This is a genomic window from Curtobacterium sp. AC273 (genome assembly GCF_979253735.1).
This window is the reverse complement of the sequence record NZ_CEEDDU010000001.1, coordinates 296,694-315,620: the sequence shown is the minus strand read 5'-3', so window position 1 is coordinate 315,620 and position 18,927 is coordinate 296,694. Positions and strand designations below refer to the sequence as shown.

Here is an 18,927-nt window from a genome sequence, read left to right as displayed (position 1 = left end):
AGGGGGTTCATCCCGTCGCGGATCGACGTGATTCCAGCCCTCGAGCAACACACACCCAAACGAAAAGCCCGTGATCACAATGTCACGGCGTCGAAGGCCGACCGAGTGAGTCTACGTGATCCGGCGCACGCTGGCCAGCCCCGCGACCGGCGCGAGACGCGCGGCGGGGGCGATCCGTTCCTCCAGGCCGGTCGCCGGGATCAGGACTCGGCGAGCCGCTGTCGCTGCTCGGCCACGTCGAAGTCCGCTGCGGGCCACGAGAGCTGCATGTCCTCGAGGGTGCGGAGCAGGAGCTGTTGGACCGCCAGCCGGGCGTACCACTTGCGGTTCGCCGGCACCACGTACCAGGGCGCCCGCACGGTCGACGTCCGGTCGAAGACGGTCTGGTAGGCCTGTTGGTAGTCGTCCCACAGCAGGCGCTCGTCGATGTCGCCGGGGTTGAACTTCCAGTGCTTGTCGGGGCGGTCCAGCCGCTCGCCGAGCCGCTCGCGCTGCTCGTCCTTCGAGATGTGCAGCATCACCTTGACGATGCTGGTCCCCGACTCGGCGAGACGGTCCTCGAAGTCGACGATCGCGCCGTACCGGCGCTCGATCTCCTCCGGCGGCGCGAACGATCGGACCTTCTGGATGAGGACGTCCTCGTAGTGGGAGCGGTCGAAGACGCCGAGCTGACCGGCGCCCGGCAGCTGCCGTTCGACCCGCCAGAGGAAGTCGTGCTCGCGTTCCTCGGCCGTCGGCGCCTTGAAGCCGGCGTAGTGCACGCCGTTCGGGTCCACCGCCCCGACCACGTGCGAGACGATGCCGCCCTTGCCTGCTGTGTCCATCGCCTGCAGCACCAGGAGCACGCGGCGCTGGTCGCCCGCGGTGGACGCCGCCCACAGGCGTTCCTGCAGGGCGGAGAGACGGGAGGCCCCGGCGGCGAGCGCCTCGAGCCCGTCGATCTTCCGGCCGGGGAAGCCCGGCGTGCCGTCCGGGTCGACGCTGTCGAGGCGGAAGCCCTCCTCGACGCGGAGCAGGGGTTCGGGGTCGGCGTTCCAGGCCTTGCGACGGCTCACGGGTCCTCCAGCGGTGTCGCCTCTCATCCTGGCACCGCGGGTGGTGCGGCGTCCGGGCCGATCATCCCGGCGGTCGGTGCCGGTTCCGCCGCTGGGTGGACGCCGGGGTGCGGGTGCCGGGTTACCGTTGTCGTGATGAGGTCAGGCCGTCGCACGCTGCTCGCGCTCGTCGCCGCGGTCGTGGCGCTCGGCGTGGTGGCTTCGTGCAGCTCGGATCCGGTCGGCGACGAGAACCGCACGGTCACCGGTGGGCCGGTCATCTACCCGCTCTCGCTGCGGTACCACGGCATCGACGTCGTCGCGGACGTGCCGTACGGCGCGGACGCGCTGCAACGGCTCGACGTGTGCCTGCCGGCGGACAGCGCGCCGGGCACCACGGCGACGCCGAGTGCCACGGAGGCGGGATCGGCGGCGTCGGCATCGGCGTCGGCGTCGGCGTCGGCTTCCTCGGCGTCGGCGGGTCTTGCCGGCGCGGCTGCCGCGGCTGGGGCGGCTGCCGCTGAGCCGTCCGCGTCGGCGTCGGCTGTGTCCGGGGTCGGCGGTGTGGCCGGCCGCGCCGAGGCCGTCCGCGAGGCGAGCGGCTCCCGCCCCGCGGTCCTGATGATCCACGGCGGCAGTTGGTCCCACGGCGACAAGGACACCGCGGCGTACCGGTCCGTGTGCAAGTACCTCGCCTCGCAGGGGTTCGTCACCTTCAACGTCGACTACCGGCTCGCCCCGACCGACCCGTTCCCAGCCGGGCTCGACGACGTCCGGCGGGCGCTCGACTGGGTGTTCCGCCCGACGACACTGTCGACATACGACGTGGACAGCACGCGCGTCGGGGTGTTCGGCGGCAGTGCCGGCGGGAACCTCGCCGCGATGCTCGCCGTCACCGACCACGAGTCCACCGCCTACGCCGAGGGCGACCGCATCCGGGCCGTCGTCGACCTGAGCGGGCCGACCAACCTGACGACCCGCTCGACCCGGGCCGACGGGGTGTCCGCGGCCTTCCAGCGGCGGCAGTTGCTGTACCTCGGGTGCCGGACGTACGCGGACTGCCCTGCCGCCACCCGGGCCTCGCCGGAGTACCACGTCACCGAGGACACGGCGCCGTTCTTCATCGGCCACTCGACGGACGAGTTCATCCCGCTGTGGGAGTCGCAGGAGTTCGCGGCGACCCTGCGCGACCACGACGTGCCGGTCACGTTCGTCGCGGTCGAGGGGACGGCGCACTCGATCGCGCAGCTCGACCAGGCGATGAGCAAGCGGGTCGTGACGTTCCTGCAGCGCCGGCTCGGCTGACCGGGGCGCGAGACTCGTGCTGGCGGTGACTCGGGCTGAGCGACAGTTCTCGCGGCCGAGAGCGCGAGAAGTGTCGCGGAGGCCGAAACTCGGGTCCCGGCAGCGCGGACGGCCGGGGCGGGCGGGCGGGGCGGCCGGGGCGGGCCGGCGGGCGCGGGTGCCGCGCACGCGTGCCCCGGGCGGGTGGCACCCGGAGTCGGGACTGCCGTCCGGGCCCCCGCGCGACGAGACTTCCGGGGTGACCGACACCTCGACCCGTCCTGCACGCGCCACCGCCACCCGGTGGGAGCGGCACTCCCCGCTGCAGACGTTCGCCGAGCTCTCCCTCGGCCTGTCGTTCACCGCCACCGTCGCCTTCGGCGGGTACACGGCCGCCACCGGTCAGCTCGCCGTGGTGTCGCAGGTCGCCGGGGTCCTGTTCCTCGTGACACTCACGTGCGTGCTCGTCTCGTGGTTCCGCGCCGTGGAGCGCGAGGACGGATCGCCCCGACGGGTGGCTCCCGTCCGTGCCGTGTCCGTCGACCCGATCGCGGCGGTCGACGCCGAGTACCGCCGCTAGACCGGATCCGACTCCGTCCGCACGACCGGCTCGGAGGCCCCAGCCCCGGACGCGACCGGCTCGGAGGCCCCAGACCCGGACGCGACCGGCTCGGACGCCGCAGCGCGACGGTCCTCCCGGCGCTCGCGTGCGCCCTCCACCACGGAGTACAGCGCCGGCAGCACCACGAGCGTGAGCAGGGTCGACGACACCAGGCCACCGATCACCACGAGCGCGAGCGGCTGCGAGATGAACCCGCCCTGCCCTGTCAGCCCGATCGCCATCGGCACGAGGGCGAAGATCGTCGCGAGCGCCGTCATCAAGATCGGCCGGAGACGCCGTGTGGCCCCTCGACCAGGGCCTCGCGCACGCGGAAGCCCTCGCCGGCGGTACTGGTTGACGAGGTCGATGAGCACGATGGCGTTCGTCACCACGATGCCGACGAGCATGAGCACACCGATGAGCGACGCCACCCCGATCGGGATCCCCGACGCGATCTGCAGCAGGATCGCGCCGGTCGCGGCGAACGGCACCGAGACGAGCAGCAGCAGCGGCTGGAGCAGGCTGCGGAACGTCGCGACCATCACCACGTAGACGATGAGGATCGCGACGAGGGCAGCGAGCAGCAGCTGGCTGAACGCGGAGGACTGGCTCGAGGCGACACCACCGATCGACGCCGAGGCACCGCGGGGCAGGTCGAGCCCGTCCACCGCCGTGGTGACGGACTGTACGGCGGCACCGAGGTTCGTGGCGTCCGGCGTGACGGTGATCGTCGCGGTCCGCACGGCGTCGGAGGTCGTGACCGTGGTCGGCCCCTCGGCCTGCTCGATCGTCGCGACGTCGGCCAGCGGCACCGGCCCGGTCGAGGTCGGCACGGACAGGCCGCGCAGGGCCGCCGACGTCGTGGGCGGATCGGCCTCGGCGATGTACACGTCGAGGGAGGCGTCGTCGATCTCGACGGTGCCCGTGTCCTGCGGCGAGACGGCCGCGGCGACGAGCCCGCCCACCTGCGTCTCGGTGAGACCGAGCGCTGCCGCCTTCACCCGGTCGACGCGGACGGCCAGGTACGGCTCGGCTGAGGACAGGTTGCTCGTGGCCCCGGTCGTGTCGTCGACCTTCCGCATCTCGCGGAGGACCTGGTCCGCCGCGGTCCGGAGCTGCGCCTGGGTCGGTGCGGTGACGTCGACCTCGATGTCGCTGCTGCCGCCGAACCCGCCGCCGGCCGAGGACACCGTGATCTCCCCGGCCCCGTCGAGACCGTTCAGCCGCTTGCGGGTGTCGGACTGGATCCGCTCCTGGTCGGCGTCGGAGTCGGTCGTGACCGCGTACTGGACGGACGCCGTCGCCCCGCCGCCGAAGGCCGCCTGGATCGACTGCCCGCTCGTGCCGATGGTCGTCTGCACGGTGTCGACGCCGTCGACCGCGCGGAGCTGCTGCTCGACCTTGCGGGCCTCGTCCGACTGCACGTCGAGGCTCGATCCGGGGTCGAGGTCCTGCGTCACGGTGAAGGTGTTCTGGCCGGAGTCGCCGAGGTAGTTCGTCTTGACGAACGGCAGTGCCGCCGCGGTGCCGCCGAGGACCACGAACGCCAGGATCAGCACGGTCCACGGCGTCCGGAGCACCCAGCGGAGCACCGGCTGGTACCCCCGACGCAGCCGGTCCGGAGCGGCGGCGTCGTGCAGGTCAGCGGCGGACGCGAGCGCACCGGTGGTGGCCGACGGGGCCGCCGCGGCCGGGTGCGGCCCCGTGCCCGCGTGCTTGTGCGTCTTCGGCGGCCGGAGGAACCAGTACGCCAGCACCGGCACGATCGTCAGGGCGACGATGAGCGACGCGACCAGGGCCATCGTGACGGTGAGGGCGAAGGGCCGGAAGAGCTCCCCGACGAGCTCGGCGACGAACGCCACCGGCAGGAACACGACGACGGTGGTGAGCGTCGACGCGGTCACGGCGCCGGCGACCTCGCGCACGCCGTCGAGCACGGCCTGCCGTCGGTCGACGCCCGGCTGCAGGTGCCGTTTGATGTTCTCGATGACGACGATGGAGTCGTCCACCACACGGCCGATGGCGATGGTGAGCCCGGCGAGCGTGATGATGTTCAGCGTGTAGTCGGCCGCGCGCATGCCGATCGCGGCGAGCAGCACCGAGGTCGGGATCGAGATCGCGGTGACGATCGTGGAGCGGACCGACAGCAGGAAGAGCAGGATCACCACGACGGCGAACCCGAGGCCGAGCAGCCCCTCTTCTGCCAGTGAGTCGATCGACTGCTGGATGTAGGGCGCCTGGTCGAACACGACGGTGAACTGCGGGTTCCCGGAGATCTTCTTCTCGATGCCGGGCAGGGCGTCGCGCACCGTCGTCGAGACGTCGACCGTGTTCGCCTCCTGCGTCTTGGTGATCGCGATCGTGAGCGCCTGCTCGCCGTCGACGCGGCTGATCGACGTGCGCGGGGACTCCTCGATCGCGACCTTCGCCACGTCGCCGATCGTCGTCGCGCTGGTCCCGCCGGTGAGCGGCAGCGCCTCGATGTCGTCGAGTGAGGCGATCCGCGCTCCGGTCTGCACCGACAGGGTCGAGCCGTCCTGCGTGATCGTCCCGCCGGGGATGAGCGTGCCGTTGTCGTCGAGCGCGTCGGAGATCGCGGTGCGCGCGAGCCCGCGGGAGACCAACTCGTCCTCGTCGGGGGTGATCACGACGCGGCGCCCCGGGTTGCCGTAGACGTCGGCCTCGCGCACGCCGTCGAGCTTCTCGAGGTCGGGGATCGCAGTCGCGTTCAGCCGGTCGACGAGCTGTTCCTGGTCACCCTTCGCCGAGACGGCCAGCTGGATGACCGGCAGGTCGTCGAACGACCCCGTCACGATCTGCGTCTGCACGGAGTCCGGCAGCGACAGCGCGTTGACGACGGTCTGGATCTTGTCCTCGGCGCTCGCCAGGTTCGACCCGTAGGCGAACTCGGCGGACACCACGCTCTGCCCGGTCGACGACGTCGCGGTGGTCGACTTCAGGTCGGGCACCGCCTGGATGCCCTGCTCGATCTTCGTGGAGACGTCGTTCGACACCACCTCGGGCGTGGCGCCGGGGTACGCGCTGACGATCGCGACCTGGGGGAACTGGACGCTGGGGATGAGCTCCTGCTTGAGGCTCGTCAGCGCGATGCCGCCGAACACCGCGACCACGATCGTGACGAGCGCGATGAGGGCCCGGTTGCGGAGGCTGAAGACCGAGAGGAGGTACACACTCCGATCCTTGCAGGGCGGACCCGTGCGCGGACGCGTTCACGCGGATCCGTGGAGAGCGGCAGCGGCTCGTCCGACGAGGCGCGCGGACCGCTCAGCCGCCGAGCGCCAGGTAGACCGCCAGCACCCCGACGGTCCCGAGCACGCCGGTACCGAGCGCCACGACCCGGCCCACGGACGACCGCGCCGTCAGGACCGCCACGGCGAGCACGGCGACACCGACGACGATCTCGACCACCCAGGTCACCGGCCCGGTGGTGTCGGCCACCTGGAGCAGCGCACGCACGCCCTCGCCGACGAGCACCGCTGCCGTCGCGCCGAGGGCGGCACCACGCCACCGGACGTCGCGGGAGCGGATCGACACGGCGACGGCACCGGCGAGGACCCCGGCGGGGATCCCCATCAGCACCCAGAAGTTCGTGATCGACAGGACGTCCGCGAACCCGCGGAGGATCGAGGCCGCCCAGTAGCCGACGTGCATGAGTTCGAGGAGGACCACGCCGAGCACCATCGCGAGCGGCAGGGCGACCCGTCCGGCCCTGACCCCGGCGAGCAGGCAGAGGGCCGCGGCGACGACGAACCACGGCCCCGCCGAGTTCGCGATGGACGACAGCCCGGGGACGGCCTGCCCGAACGAGGTCAGCACGCCGGCGAGCAGCGCTCCGGTCAGCGCCATCGACACCCGGGCGGCGGCGGGCACCGCGTGGGCGGGAGCGGCGGCGGGAGCGGCGGGGACGGACGAAGCGGTCATGGTGCCCACCATCCCGTCCCGACCGGCCACCGCACATCACCCCACGGAGCGAGATGTCGCGCACGGCATCACCCCGAGGGATGACGGGGCCCGTCGGCGACGCTCCGCTCAGACCACGGCGGCGAGCGATCCCCGCACCCCGGCGCTGTCCCCGCCGATCCGGGCCCACGACCGCTCGAGCACGTCGACGAGTCGCACGCGATCGGCCGGCGGCATCGTGAACGGCACTCGGAGGAACCGCTCGAAGCCGCCGTCCGGCCCGAACACCCCGCCGGACGGGAGCACCACGCCCTCGCCCCGGGCGGCGAGCACCAGTGCGCTCGACACCGGCCGCCCGAGTCCCACCCACGTCGTCAACCCGCCCGCCGGCGACGGGACGTCCCACTCCGGCAGCCGCGCGCGCAAGGCGCCCACGACCTCGTCGCGACCCTGTCTGAGCGACTCGCGCCGCGCCTCCAGGACGGCCGCCGTGCGCGGGACGAGCTCCCGCGCGACCAACTGGTCGAGGACTGGCGTGCCGAGATCGCCCGTCGGGCGGGCGAGCAGCAGGCGCTGCAGCAGGTCGGGCTCGGCGCGGATCCAGCCGATCCGGAGGCCACCCCAGAAGACCTTGTCCGCCGACCCGATCATGACGACGGTCGCGCCGGACCCGCTGGCAGCCAGGGGCGGCGACGGCTCCCCGTCGATCCGCAGCTCCCCCATCGTCTCGTCCGCGATGAGGTTGTGCCGACCGAGGCGGCCACCGACAGCAGCGTCTCCCGCGTCGACCGGGACATCGTCGCGCCGGTCGGGTTGTGCAGCTCCGGCATGACGTACGCGACCGCCGGCGCCGTCCGCCGCAGCGTGGTCTCGAGGGCCGCGGCGTCCCACCCGCTCCGCGCGTCGACGGGTACCCCGACGAGGCGGCCGCCGACCTCACGGAAGGCCTCGTGCGCGTGCGGGTAGGTCGGCGACTCGACGAGCACGGCGTCCCCGCGGCGGACGAGCACGCGGGCGAGCAGGGCGATGGCGTGCTGCGCGCCGATGGTGACGACGACCTGGGACGGGTCCGTGGGCAGCCCCCGCTCGGTGTACCGGCCGGCGATCGCGGCCCGGAGGCCCGGGTCGCCGACGGTGTCGTACCCGATGCCGGCGAGCGCCGCGGGCACGTGCCGCACGGCGCGGTCGACGGCCTCGGCGAGGCCGGGGGCCGCGTGCAGGGCGGCCTTCCGGAGGTCGAGGACGTCGTCCTCGACGACCCCGCCGAGCCGCTCGGGGTCGGGACGGCCGATGAGTCCGGCGGGCAGACGGACGACACTGCCCGAGCCGCGCAGGGAGACCAGGAAGCCGTCCTCGCGCAGTCGCGCGTAGGCGTTCGCGACGGTCGTGCGCGAGACGCCGAGCGCGGCGGCCAGGCCGCGTTCGGCGGGCAGGCGGACGCCCTGCGGGATGCGTCCGTCGATCACGAGGACACGGACCGCGTCGGACAGCGCCTCGTACGCGGGGGCGTCGGTCGCGGCGCGCCAGTCGGTGAGGAGGAGCGCGGCGGATCGGGCACTGAGGAGGACCGGGGGCACGAGACCACGGTAGCCGAATTGGCCCTCGACGTGCAGTCCAATCAAGACCACCATCGCAGCATGTCCCGCCCCACCGCCCTCACCGTCCGCTTCGTGCAGCTCTTCGTCGGGCTGTTCCTCTACGGCGCCTCCACCGCCCTGCAGGTCCGCGCGGTCGTCGGCGTCTCGTCGTGGACCGTCCTGACCGAGGGGCTCGAGAACGTGGTGCCGTGGTCGTTCGGCGTCATCACCGTGGTGTCGAGCGGCGTGATCCTGCTGTTCTGGATCCCGCTCCGTCAGAAGCCGGGAATCGGGACGCTGCTGAACGCCCTGGCGATCGGGCCCTCGGCGGACCTGGTGCTCTGGCTCGTGCCGACGCCGGCGGACCTGGTCGGCCGGATCCTGCTGTTCGCCGCGGGCCTGCTGCTGCTGGCGGTCGCGACGGCGTGCTACATCGGGGCCGGGTTCGGCACCGGCGCCCGCGACGGGCTGATGGTCGGGCTGCACCAGCGGTTCGGCTGGCCGGTCTGGCTGGCCCGGACCGTCATCGAGGTGTCGGTCGTCATCGTCGGCTGGTTTCTCGGCGGCGACGTCGGCGCCGGCACCGTGGTCGCCGCGTTCGCGATCGGCCCGATGGTGCAGCCGCTCATGCCACTGTTCCGGCGGTTCCCGTGGAGTCCGGAACGGACGCTCGCTGCGGCCGCGGAGCGCTCCGGCCTGGAGGCGCGCCCCACCCCCGGCACGCAGCCCGCGCCCCCCGCGTCCGCGCCCGCCACGCCCGCCCGGTGACGCCCGTCGTGGGAGCAGGAATCGTCGGGTCCGGTTCATCGATGCGACGATTCCTGCTCCCTCGATGAGAAGCACCTCGCCACACACCCCTTGCGGCAGCGCACGACGCGATATAACGTGTCCTCCACAGACGCGATACATCGCGAGTTGGAGGAAGCAACATGGCCCAGGAGAAGTGGCTCGTCGAAGAGCCGAAGGTGATCGACACCGGCATCGTCCGCACGCTCCGCGTGGGTCTCGCCGGTGGTCAGGTCGACGTCGTCGCCCACGACGAGCCGACCGCCCGCATCGAGGTCCACAGCGTGTCCGGCAAGCCCCTCAAGATCGAGCTCGACGGGGACACGCTCACCGATTGACCACCCGCAGATCCGGTGGGACGACCCGCTCGGGTTCCTCCGCTCGTTCCGCGGCAAGGCCCACGCCGACGTCAGCATCCTGGTGCCCCGCGACGCCGGGGTGACCGTCGGGGTCGTGTCGGCCGGCGCGCTGCTCTCCGGCACGAACCGCGGCGCGACGCTGAACACCGTGTCCGGCGACGTGGTCGTCGACGGGCTCGCCGAGGACCTCACCGTCAACGCGGTCTCGGGCACCACCACGATCCGCGCGCTCGACGGCGCCCTGACCGTGCACACGGTGTCCGGCGACGTCGTCGCGACGGGCGAGATCCCCCGCTTCTCGGCCGACGGCGTCTCAGCCGACGTCGTGCTCGACCTGCACGGCACCCCGGACTCGGCCCGCGTGAACACGGTCTCCGGCTCGGTGAGCGTCCGACTCGAGGACGGCGTGCCCTACCGCTGCACCGTCAGCACGGCCTCGGGCAAGCTCCAGTTCGACGACTCCGAGATCCGCGGCGTCCGCGGCGCGTACGTCAAGCAGGGCGGAGAGCTCTCCGGCCAGTGGCTCGACCTCAAGGTGAACTCGGTGTCGGGCGACATCGCGGTGCTGCACGCCCCACCGGTGACGCCCGAGGACCCGTTCACGGCGACCACGACGAACGACGGCGAGGTCCCGGAATGAGCCCCGTGTTCGCGCACGGCCACCTGCGCCTCTACCTGCTCGTCCTGCTGGCCGACCACCCGATGCACGGGTACGAGGTCATCCAGGCGCTCGGCGACCGCTTCGGCGGCACCTACGTCCCGAGTGCCGGCACCGTGTACCCGCGGCTGTCGAAGCTCGAGGAGGAGGGCCTCGTCTCGAAGTCCGTCGACGGCCGCAAGACCGTCTACGCGATCACCGACGCCGGCCGTGCCGAGCTCGATGCCCGAGACCGACGAGATCGCCGCCGTCGAGAACGGCGTGAACGACTCGGTGAAGACCCTGGCCGACGGGGTCCGTGCCTCGGTGGGCGAGGCCATGCGATCGCTCCGCGCCGACCTCGCCGCCAGCGCACAGGCGCCGCGCGGGCAGACCGCCGACGAGCCGGTGGACGTGCCGTCCGAAGGGGCGCGCGCACTCCGCGAGGTCGAGATGGTCCTGTCCTCGTTCCGGCAGCAGGTCCGGGCGGACCTGCGTCGCCGCGCGACGCGCGGGACGCTCACCTCGGACACCGTGACGCGTCTGCGCGACGGCCTGGAGGCACTGCGCAAGTCCATCTGACGGCCGTCGGCCGACAGGTGGTCGCGCCCCGCGCCTCCCGGCAGTCGATCGCCCCCCGCCCGCAAAACGCAACCTCGGCGGTTGCTCGCAGCGCTGTACCGCTGCGAGCAACCGCCTTCGTGCGTTTTGCGGAGCCACGCCCGCATCCCTCAGAAGCCGCCGTCGGCCAGCGCGTGCATCGCGTCGCGGAGGGCCCGGGCCGCACCGGGGCCGGCCCACTCGTAGGCGTGTGTGAACCGCTCGTCCTGCACGTACATGTCCGCGAGCGTGCGGAACCGGTCCGCGGTGAGCTCCGCCGGGGGTGTGGCCTCGGCAAGCCAGGCGAACTGGCGGCGAGCCAGCGCGAGCCCGGCGTCGGAGGCCGGACCGTCGCCGGACGCGGCGAGCGCCGCAGCGTCCGACGCGATCGAGCGCTGCTCGGCCTGGAACGCCTCCTTCGCGGCGGGGTCCTTCGACTCCCACCAGCGGGCGCCGCTCGTCCCACGCGTCGGCGCCCCAGCGCTCCGCGACCTCCTGCTTGTACTTCGTCTGGTCGAACCCGTCGAACGTGTCGGTGGTGTTCATGTCCGCTCCTTCCTCGATCCTGGTGATGGTGGTGCGCACCGCGGCGAGCTGTCGCGCGATCCGGTCGCGCTCGCGCTCCAGCCAGGCGACGTGCGCGGTGAGGGCGGTGACGTCGTCCTGCTCCCCGTCGAGGACCCGGCGGATCTCGGGCAGGCCGAGACCCAGGCCGCGGAGCAGCAGGATGCGTTGCAGCCGGACGAGCGCGCGGTCGTCGTAGCGGCGGAGTCCACCGTCGCCGACCGCGGTCGCCGGCAGCAGGCCGATCGCGTCGTAGTGCCGCAACGTCCGGCTGGACACCCCGGCGGAACGCGCCACGTCGGCGATGCCGTGCGGAGCTTTCGCAGCTGCGTCGGCGCTGCCTGTCGAATCCCTCATGCAGAGGACGGTACTGGTTGACGCAGCGTCAACCGCAAGGGGTCTCGCCCCTTCCAGGCGACCGTGGTTCGACCGAGGCGGAATAACCGTCCGGCCGCCCGTGTTGACTCGCGTCCGGAACTGAGTAGGTTTGCCGCTCGTGACGAACGAGATCCGGTCGTTGAAAGCACGACTGATCGGGGATCCCCTCCCCTCCGAGAAGCTCGAAGGACAGCTCCTCCCGAAGCACCTGGCCCTGCCGATCTTCGCGAGTGACCCGCTGTCCTCCGTGGCGTACGCGCCGCAGGAGCTCCTCATGATCCTGCTGCTCGGCGGGATGTCCTTCCTCACCTTCGCGCCCTGGGTCGCCGCGCTCGTCGTGCTGCTGCTCGTGGTGGTCGTCGCGTCCTACCGGCAGCTCATCAAGGCGTACCCGTCGGGCGGCGGCGACTACGAGGTCGCGCACCGGAACCTCGGCGAGAAGGCCGGGCTCGTCGTGGCGTCCGCGCTGCTCGTGGACTACGTGATGACGGTCGCGGTGTCGGTGGCCTCCGGCGTGGACAACATCATCTCGGCGCTGCCGATGCTGAACGAGTTCCGGGTCGAGCTCGCGATCGTCTTCGTGGTGCTGCTCGCCGCGGCCAACCTGCGCGGCGTCCGCGAGTCGAGCAAGGCCTTCGCGGTGCCGACCTACCTGTTCGTCACGTCGGTGTTCGTCATGGTCGTCACCGGCCTGATCCGGGTCGCGGCGGGCAACGCCCCCGTCGCCGAGTCGGCCGCGTACACCGTGCAGAACGTCGAGCACACCACGCAGGCGGCGTTCATCCTGCTGCTCCTCCGCGCGTTCGCGTCCGGCTGTTCAGCGCTGACCGGGGTCGAGGCGATCGCGAACGGCGTGCCCGCGTTCCGACGCCCGAAGATCAAGAACGCGCAGATGACCCTCGTGCTGATGGGGTCGATCGCGATCGTGCTCTTCGTCGGGCTCATCTCGCTCGCGCTCATCTCCCGCGTGCACTACGCCGAGCGCGCCTGCGACCTGCAGGGCTTCGCCGCGTGCGCCACCACGCCGCAACGGTCCCTCATCGCGCAGATCGCCGCGGCCACGTTCGGCAACGACTCGGTGCTGTTCTTCGTGATCCAGGCGACCACCGCGGCCGTCCTGCTCCTGGCGGCGAACACGGCGTTCAACGGGTTCCCGCTGCTCGGCTCGATCCTCGCCCGCGACTCGTACGCGCCGAAGGCCCTGTCGACGCGCGGCGACCGGCTGATCTACTCGAACGGCGTGATCGTCCTGGCGCTCGTCGCGGCAGCGCTGCTCATCGTCTACCGGGCGAACGTCACGAGCCTCATCCAGCTCTACATCATCGGGGTGTTCGTGTCGTTCACGCTCGGGCAGAGCGGGATGGTGCGGCACTGGACGCGGTTGCTGCGCGAGGACCGCGGGAGGTCGGCGCGCGCGGGCGGCGCGGGCGGCGCTGGTGCCGACGAGGCGCCGCTCAACCGCGGCCAGGTCTACCGCTCCCTCACCATCAACGCGATCGGCGCGACGTTCACCTTCGTCGTCCTCGTCATCGTGACGATCACGAAGTTCACCCACGGCGCGTGGCTCGTGTTCGTGATCATGCCGGTCCTGTTCGTCCTGATGCTCGGCGTGAACCGCTACTACCGCGACGTCTCGCACGAGGTCGAGGCCGACGTCGAGACCCGGTTCGGCGCCACCGGCGACCACGCGATCGTCCTCGTCAACAAGCTGCAGAAGCCCGTGCTCAAGGCCCTCGACTACGCCATCGCCGCCAAGCACGCGAGCTTCGAGGCCGTGCACGTCGCGATCGACGACGCCGACGCGGCACGACTCCGCGCGCAGTGGGCCGAGTACGGCATCGACGTGCCGCTCACCATCGTGCCGAGTCCCTACCGCGACATCTCGATGCCGCTCATCAAGTACATCAAGGCGCACCGGACGGAGCACGGGTCGGAGGTCGTCACCGTCTACACGCCGATCTTCATCGTCGGGCACTGGTGGGAGTCCCTGCTGCACAACCACCGCGGCCGCCGGATCCGGAAGAAGCTCCTGCTCGTGCACGGCGTCACCGTCGCGCTCGTGCCGTGGCTGCTCGACTCGTCCGAACTGCTGTACGGCCGACGCTCCCGTCCGCTGCCCGGCCAGGAGCGTCGCGGCGAGCCGATCCGGCCCACCCTCCGACGCTCGCCGAACGGCGACGCCCCGCGCGAGGCCGAGGACGACCGGCTGCTCCGTTCGGCGCAGCGGAACAGTCTGCAACCGCGCCGAGCCCACCCGTCCCGCGGGTCCGGCCGAGGGCGTCGACCAGACCCTGTGCACGGGTGAGATGCGCGTGCTCGTGCCGTCGCCCCCGCGCGGCGACGGTCGTGCGCAGGGTCGAGGCGCGTCGTAGCATCTGACGTCATGACGATCTCCGACCTGCGCACCTTCGCCACGTTCGACGGGCACGGCGGCAAGGTCTCGAAGCGCGTCGAGGTGCTCGACCACGAGCCCTCCGCCGGCAGTGGCCACGATGGCCTCGTCGCTGTCCGCGGCGAGCACCCGCTCGGTGCGCTCGACGAACGCGCCGCCGACGAGTCGGCAGCGCTGGAACGCGGCGTCGAGAGCATCGGCTGGGTCGACCCGGCCACCCTGCGGGACTGGTACCGCCCGGACCGCGTCGTCGTCTCCCGACTCGAGGCGCGCCGGTCCGGCATCGAACCGGGCACGTACGCCGATTCGCGCGGTCGCGGTCGGGTCCGGATCGACGGCCTGGAGGCACGACTCGCCCCCGACGGCCGGCCCGCGTTCCGCGCACTGGCCGGTCCGGGCGACGCCCCGGTCGCCGACGTCCCGCTGCCCACCGACCAAGCCGTTCGGCTCGTCGCGGTGCGGCCGGTCGACGAGGGCCTCGAGATCGTCACCGCCCCGGTGTCGCCGTTCCTGTCGCCCGGCCGGTACCCGGCGTTCGGCGACGACGTCGTCGGGCTGCCCCCGCGTTCGGTCACCGGACACGTGCACGTCAGCGCCGCCGTCCTGCTCGACGGCGAGCTGCACGACGTCGACCGCATCGACGAGCGGGCGGCGACGATCTGGATCCGCCGGGGCGACCGGACCGTGCCCATCGCGGCGAGTTCGGTCGGCCCGGACCTGGTGCGGTACACGGCCGTCCCGGCCTGACGCGCGGCGGTTCGGGGGACGCCGTGGTGGGCGTCGCGGTCGGGGGTGCGGCGTAGCGTCCTCGGCATGAGCGATGCAGACCTGAACCCGACCCCGCCGACCGGCGCCGACGAGGCACCGGAGACCCTCGGCGGTCCCCGTCCCGACCCCTCCACCACCGCCAGCAAGGACCCGGAGGACTGGGTCACCGGCGACGAGCCGATGACCGGCCCGCAGCGCAGCTACCTCGACACCCTCGCTCGTGAAGCCGGCGAAGAGCTCCCCGCCGACCTCAGCAAGGCCGAGGCCTCGGAGCACATCGACCGCCTGCAGCAGCAGACCGGGCGCGGCACCGACTCCTGAGTCGCACACCATCCGACGCGGACCCGCAGCTCGATCGCCGAGCGCGGGTCCGCGTTCTGCCGAACCCGGAGCGAGCGTCTCCTGGTGATGTCCTGGTGAAGTCCGAGCAGTCTCCCGGACGACGGGGAACCGATGACGCGTCACCGGTTAGCTTCGGCGGCATGCGAACGACATCGACCTCCATCGGCCTCGACCGCGCTCCGCATCGTCCTCGGGGCGGTCTTCATCGCCCACGGCGCCCAGAAGTTCGCGCAGGGCATCCCGAACGTGGTGCAGGGCTTCTCCGGCATGGGCGTCCCGCTCGCCGAGGTGGCGGCCCCGGTCGTCGCCGGCCTCGAACTCGTCGGCGGCGTCCTGCTCGTGCTCGGCGTCGCGACCCGCATCGTGGGCGTCCTGCTCGCGGTGGACATGGTCGTCGCCGGCCTCCTCTCGCACAGCTCGGCGGGCTTCTTCTCGCAGGACGGCGGCTTCGAGTACGTGCTCGTGCTCGCGGTGGCGTCCCTGGCGGTGGCGCTCACCGGGCCGGGGCGGTTCTCGCTCGACGCCGTGGCGCTGCGGGCGTCCCGCCGTCGTCGTGGCGTCGAGAGCCCTTGCCCGCCTGATCCTGCCTGCCTGATCCCTGCACGCCTGGGCACGGGCTGCGCTGCGTGCGCTGCGCTGCGCCGCGTCAGTCGTCGGCCAGTGCGTCCAAGACCTGCCGCGCGATCCGCCGACCCGCACGGTTCGCCCCGATCGTCGACGCCTGGGGCCGTACCCGGCCAGGAACAGCCGCGGCTCGTCGACCGAGTGCCCGTCCTCGACGACGATCCCGCCCGCCGCGGTGCGGAGGTGCAGCGGTGCGAGGTGCCGCAGGTCGGCCCGGAAGCCCGTCGCCCAGATCACCGCGTCGGCGTGCACGTGCTCGCCGTCGGCCGTCACCACCCCGGTCTCGTCGAGCCGGACGAACATCGGGGAACCGCGCAGCACCCCGCGGTCGATCCCGGCCCGGATCCGCCGCGACACGGGCACACCGGTGCCGCTGACGATGCTGGGGAGCGTCTCGCCGGCCCGGGCCGCTCGAGTCCTGCTCGTCGACGGCGGCCACGGCGGACTCGACGTCGAGGGCAACCGACTCCGACCACACCACCGGACGCCGCGTGAACCACCGCGTCCGCGCCGCCCACGCCGTCCAGCTCGAGCAGGAACCCGATCGCGCTCGTCCCACCGCCCACCACGACGACGTCCTGCCCGGCGAACTCGGCGGCGCTGCGGTACTCGGTCGTGTCGATCTGCCGACCGCGGAAGACGTCGCGGCCGGGGTACCACGGCACGAACGGGGTTCCCCACGTGCCCGAGGCGTTCACCACGACGTCGGCCGTGATCCGGCTCGAGCGACCGTCGGTGGTCCGCACCGTGACGCACAGTCCGGACGTCGCGCCCGTTCCTGCGCCGTCGTCGATGCGTGAAACGGACGACACCGAGACCGGTCGTCGCACCCGCAGGTCGTAGTGCTGTTCGAAGTGGCGGTAGTACTCGCCGACGACGTCACGCGCGGGCCGGGCGCGGTCGGCGTCCTCGAACCGGAGGCCCATCGCGTTCATCCCGGGCAGGTCGTGCACCCGGTGTGCGGCGCCGCAGCCGGAGCACCTCCCAGCGGAACTGCCACGCCCCGCCGGTGCTCGGAGCCCGGTCGAGGAGCACCAGGTCGCTCCCCGGCGTCAGGCCGAGCCGACGCAGGTGGTATCCCACCGAGAGCCCGGCTTGTCCGGCCCCGATCACCACCACCCGGGCGTGCTGATCGGCTGGGGCCAGGGCGTCGTCTGTCATCACTTCGATTCTGCTGGGGGCGGGGCCGTCGCGGCGACGTCCAGATCGGGGTACATGGTAGAGTGATCGGCAGATTTCCAACCACGAAACCGTTCGGTTCCCCGGGTGACTCCTCGCCCGCCAGGACCGGACCAGAGCCGATCACGAGGGGGTCACGCATGGGGCGCGGCCGTCAGAAGGCAAAGCACACCAAGGTCGCCCGGGAGCTGAAGTACTTCAGCCCGGAGACGACTACGGTGCGCTCGAACGCGAGCTCTCCAGCCGGGCAGCACTCGGACGAGAACTCCTACGTCGACCGCTGGGCAGACCAATACGGTGATGACCAGATCGAAGAGGACGACGAGTTCGAACCACAACAGGACCAGAACAAGTCCGCCTGACCCCGGCTCACCGTCGACGCCGCGCGCCACTTCGGCAGCGCGGCGTTCTCGTGTGTGCGGCGCGTTCGTGCGTGCGTGATGTCGCAACTTGCACACGCATGATGCGACTTCCCACAGGTCGTTCGACACGTGGAACGTCGCATCATGCGCATGCACACGGTGCGTGCGCATCGATCGACATCCCACGCGTCGATCGACTCGTGGAACGTCGGACCATGCACGCGAAGGATGCGTGTCCATGTTCCGACAGGCGCCGCAGGCCGACCAGCGCCCGCCGGCGCCGCTCAGACCCGCGCCCGACGCCGCTCAGACCCGCGCCCGACGCCGCTCAGACCCGCGCCCCCGCGCGCAGCGCCTCAGCCGGCGTAGGACCCCACGAGCCGCACCCGCGCCGCCGTCGACGCCCTTCGCCCCCTGCTCGAACCCGTCGAGGTCACGGGCGGACGTCGCGATCGTGCCGACGCTCCACGACGCGAGCCCCGCGGCATCGAGCGACGCGATGACGTCCGACGCGGCGGCGGCCGAGACGACCGCGAACATGCCGATGCCGAGGTTCCACGTGCCCTCGGTGTCCTCGATGGGGGTGCCGGCCATGTCGGCGAGCACCCGGAAGACGGGCAGGGGCTGCCACGTTGAGCGGTCGACCTCGACCCAGGACCCGACCGGCAGCACGCGCGCGGGGTTCGCCGCGATGCCACCACCCGTGACGTGCGACAGCGAGTGCACGGCGCCGGGGAAGGCGTCGAGGAGCGACAGGAGCGGGGTCGTGTAGAGGCGCGTCGGCTCGAGCAGGGCTTCCCCCACCGAGACGCCCGCGCCGCCGAGCTCGGGCAGCGAGTCCGTGTACCCGACGCCGCGCTGGCCCAGGATGTGGCGGACGAGCGAGAACCCGTTCGAGTGCAGCCCCGAGGACGCGATCGCCACGACGACGTCGCCGTCCTGCACGAGGTGCGCGCCGAGCTGCGATCCGGCCTCGACCGCGCCCACGGCCGCACCGGCCACGTCGTAGTCGTCCGGCCCGAGGAGCCCCGGGTGCTCGGCGGTCTCGCCACCGACCAGTGCCGTGCCGGTGTCCGCGCAACCGCGGGCGATGCCGGCGACGATGTCGGCGATGCGCGCGGGGACGACCCGTCCGCAGGCGATGTAGTCCGTCATGAAGAGCGGCTTCGCGCCGACCACGACGATGTCGTCGACGACCATGCCGACCAGGTCCTGGCCGATCGTGTCGTGCTTGTCGATCGCCTGCGCGATGGCGACCTTCGTGCCGACGCCGTCGGTCGAGGTCGCGAGCAGCGGGCGTTCGAAGTCCTTCAGGAACGAGACGTCGTACAGTCCGGCGAATCCGCCGACCCCGCCCAGCACGGACGTGTTGTGGGTCGCCGCGACGGCGGACTTCATGAGCTCGACCGCGAGGTCACCGGCAGCGGTGTCGACGCCGGCCTCTGCGTACGGGTTGGGCATGCGTAGTCCTCCGCTAGGGCATGGCAGACTTGTTCGGTACCACCCGATTCTACGGTCT

Annotated in this window: 14 protein-coding genes and 6 pseudogenes; 11 read left to right on the top strand and 9 right to left on the bottom strand. The window is 72.2% G+C overall.

Annotated elements, in window-relative coordinates; translation table 11 throughout:
- Window positions 1-200 precede the first annotated feature (200 nt).
- Entirely contained in the window at window positions 201-1,082 is an 882-nt protein-coding gene (locus ACZ8AI_RS01940; RefSeq protein ID WP_464856080.1) for a PPK2 family polyphosphate kinase, read from the bottom strand.
- A gap of 108 nt (window positions 1,083-1,190) precedes the next feature.
- On the opposite strand from ACZ8AI_RS01940, the gene ACZ8AI_RS01935 reads away from it, so the two are divergent.
- Together ACZ8AI_RS01935 and ACZ8AI_RS01930 are read left to right on the top strand one after the other, a co-directional pair.
- The gene (locus ACZ8AI_RS01935) at window positions 1,191-2,339 is read left to right on the top strand and encodes an alpha/beta hydrolase (RefSeq protein ID WP_464856078.1); all 1,149 of its coding nucleotides are present in this window, start codon (window positions 1,191-1,193) and stop codon (window positions 2,337-2,339) included.
- Between the two features lie 238 nt (window positions 2,340-2,577).
- Window positions 2,578-2,898: a hypothetical protein gene (locus tag ACZ8AI_RS01930; RefSeq protein ID WP_464856076.1), complete on the top strand. Its 321-nt coding sequence runs from the start codon at window positions 2,578-2,580 to the stop codon at window positions 2,896-2,898.
- Here ACZ8AI_RS01930 and ACZ8AI_RS01925 read toward each other — a convergent pair.
- The 4 genes from ACZ8AI_RS01925 to ACZ8AI_RS01910 all read right to left on the bottom strand — a co-directional run bounded on the left by ACZ8AI_RS01925 (window position 2,895) and on the right by ACZ8AI_RS01910 (window position 8,417).
- On the bottom strand, window positions 2,895-6,110 hold the full coding sequence (locus ACZ8AI_RS01925) for an efflux RND transporter permease subunit (protein WP_464856074.1): 3,216 nt from the start codon (window positions 6,108-6,110) through the stop codon (window positions 2,895-2,897). The two genes, ACZ8AI_RS01930 and ACZ8AI_RS01925, sit on opposite strands and share 4 nt — an antisense overlap.
- A 94-nt stretch (window positions 6,111-6,204) precedes the next feature.
- Window positions 6,205-6,861 carry a DUF6518 family protein gene (locus tag ACZ8AI_RS01920; protein WP_071294011.1) on the bottom strand — a complete coding sequence of 219 codons (657 nt, stop codon included), beginning with the start codon at window positions 6,859-6,861 and terminating at the stop codon, window positions 6,205-6,207.
- Between the two features lie 108 nt (window positions 6,862-6,969).
- Window positions 6,970-7,491 (bottom strand): aminotransferase class I/II-fold pyridoxal phosphate-dependent enzyme, encoded by a 522-nt coding sequence (locus tag ACZ8AI_RS01915; protein WP_464856072.1) that lies wholly within the window; start codon window positions 7,489-7,491, stop codon window positions 6,970-6,972.
- Window positions 7,488-8,417 (bottom strand): aminotransferase-like domain-containing protein, encoded by a 930-nt coding sequence (locus tag ACZ8AI_RS01910; RefSeq protein ID WP_464856070.1) that lies wholly within the window; start codon window positions 8,415-8,417, stop codon window positions 7,488-7,490. The genes ACZ8AI_RS01915 and ACZ8AI_RS01910 overlap by 4 nt, the downstream gene beginning before the upstream one ends.
- Before the next feature lie 60 nt (window positions 8,418-8,477).
- Here ACZ8AI_RS01910 and yczE point away from each other — a divergent pair, with 60 nt between their 5' ends.
- The 4 genes and pseudogenes from yczE (at window position 8,478) to ACZ8AI_RS01890 (ending at window position 10,781) form a co-directional block, all read left to right on the top strand.
- On the top strand, window positions 8,478-9,185 hold the full coding sequence (gene yczE / locus ACZ8AI_RS01905; protein WP_464856068.1) for a membrane protein YczE: 708 nt from the start codon (window positions 8,478-8,480) through the stop codon (window positions 9,183-9,185).
- Window positions 9,186-9,346: 161 nt separating this feature from the next.
- Window positions 9,347-9,541, top strand: coding sequence for a hypothetical protein (locus tag ACZ8AI_RS01900; RefSeq protein ID WP_464856066.1), 195 nt, complete (start codon window positions 9,347-9,349; stop codon window positions 9,539-9,541).
- A gap of 82 nt (window positions 9,542-9,623) precedes the next feature.
- The gene (locus ACZ8AI_RS01895) at window positions 9,624-10,202 is read left to right on the top strand and encodes a DUF4097 family beta strand repeat-containing protein (RefSeq protein ID WP_464856064.1); all 579 of its coding nucleotides are present in this window, start codon (window positions 9,624-9,626) and stop codon (window positions 10,200-10,202) included.
- A pseudogene (locus ACZ8AI_RS01890) lies at window positions 10,199-10,781 on the top strand (PadR family transcriptional regulator). The gene ACZ8AI_RS01895 and the pseudogene ACZ8AI_RS01890 overlap by 4 nt, the downstream one beginning before the upstream one ends.
- Before the next feature lie 149 nt (window positions 10,782-10,930).
- On the opposite strand, the pseudogene ACZ8AI_RS01885 reads toward ACZ8AI_RS01890, so the two are convergent.
- A pseudogene (locus ACZ8AI_RS01885) lies at window positions 10,931-11,191 on the bottom strand (TipAS antibiotic-recognition domain-containing protein); the annotation flags it as partial.
- A 337-nt stretch (window positions 11,192-11,528) separates the two neighbouring features.
- Window positions 11,529-11,720, bottom strand: a pseudogene (locus ACZ8AI_RS01880) (MerR family DNA-binding transcriptional regulator); the annotation flags it as partial.
- Between the two features lie 139 nt (window positions 11,721-11,859).
- Here ACZ8AI_RS01880 and ACZ8AI_RS01875 point away from each other — a divergent pair.
- From ACZ8AI_RS01875 to ACZ8AI_RS01860, 4 genes and pseudogenes are all read left to right on the top strand, one after another.
- Window positions 11,860-14,046: an APC family permease gene (locus ACZ8AI_RS01875; RefSeq protein ID WP_464856062.1), complete on the top strand. Its 2,187-nt coding sequence runs from the start codon at window positions 11,860-11,862 to the stop codon at window positions 14,044-14,046.
- Window positions 14,047-14,124: 78 nt separating this feature from the next.
- Window positions 14,125-14,880, top strand: coding sequence for a hypothetical protein (locus ACZ8AI_RS01870; RefSeq protein WP_464856060.1), 756 nt, complete (start codon window positions 14,125-14,127; stop codon window positions 14,878-14,880).
- Window positions 14,881-14,946: 66 nt separating this feature from the next.
- Complete coding sequence (locus ACZ8AI_RS01865) at window positions 14,947-15,222, top strand: DUF3072 domain-containing protein (protein ID WP_464856058.1); 276 nt, start codon at window positions 14,947-14,949, stop codon at window positions 15,220-15,222.
- Between the two features lie 132 nt (window positions 15,223-15,354).
- A pseudogene (locus ACZ8AI_RS01860) lies at window positions 15,355-15,597 on the top strand (DoxX family membrane protein); the annotation flags it as partial.
- Window positions 15,598-15,889: 292 nt separating this feature from the next.
- On the opposite strand, the pseudogene ACZ8AI_RS01855 reads toward ACZ8AI_RS01860, so the two are convergent.
- Window positions 15,890-17,028, bottom strand: a pseudogene (locus ACZ8AI_RS01855) (NAD(P)-binding domain-containing protein).
- Between the two features lie 158 nt (window positions 17,029-17,186).
- Here ACZ8AI_RS01855 and ACZ8AI_RS01850 point away from each other — a divergent pair.
- The gene (locus ACZ8AI_RS01850; protein WP_464856056.1) at window positions 17,187-17,408 is read left to right on the top strand and encodes a DUF3073 family protein; all 222 of its coding nucleotides are present in this window, start codon (window positions 17,187-17,189) and stop codon (window positions 17,406-17,408) included.
- Window positions 17,409-17,764: 356 nt separating this feature from the next.
- Here ACZ8AI_RS01850 and purM read toward each other — a convergent pair.
- A pseudogene (purM, locus tag ACZ8AI_RS01845) lies at window positions 17,765-18,869 on the bottom strand (phosphoribosylformylglycinamidine cyclo-ligase).
- Between the last annotated feature and the right edge of the window lie 58 nt (window positions 18,870-18,927).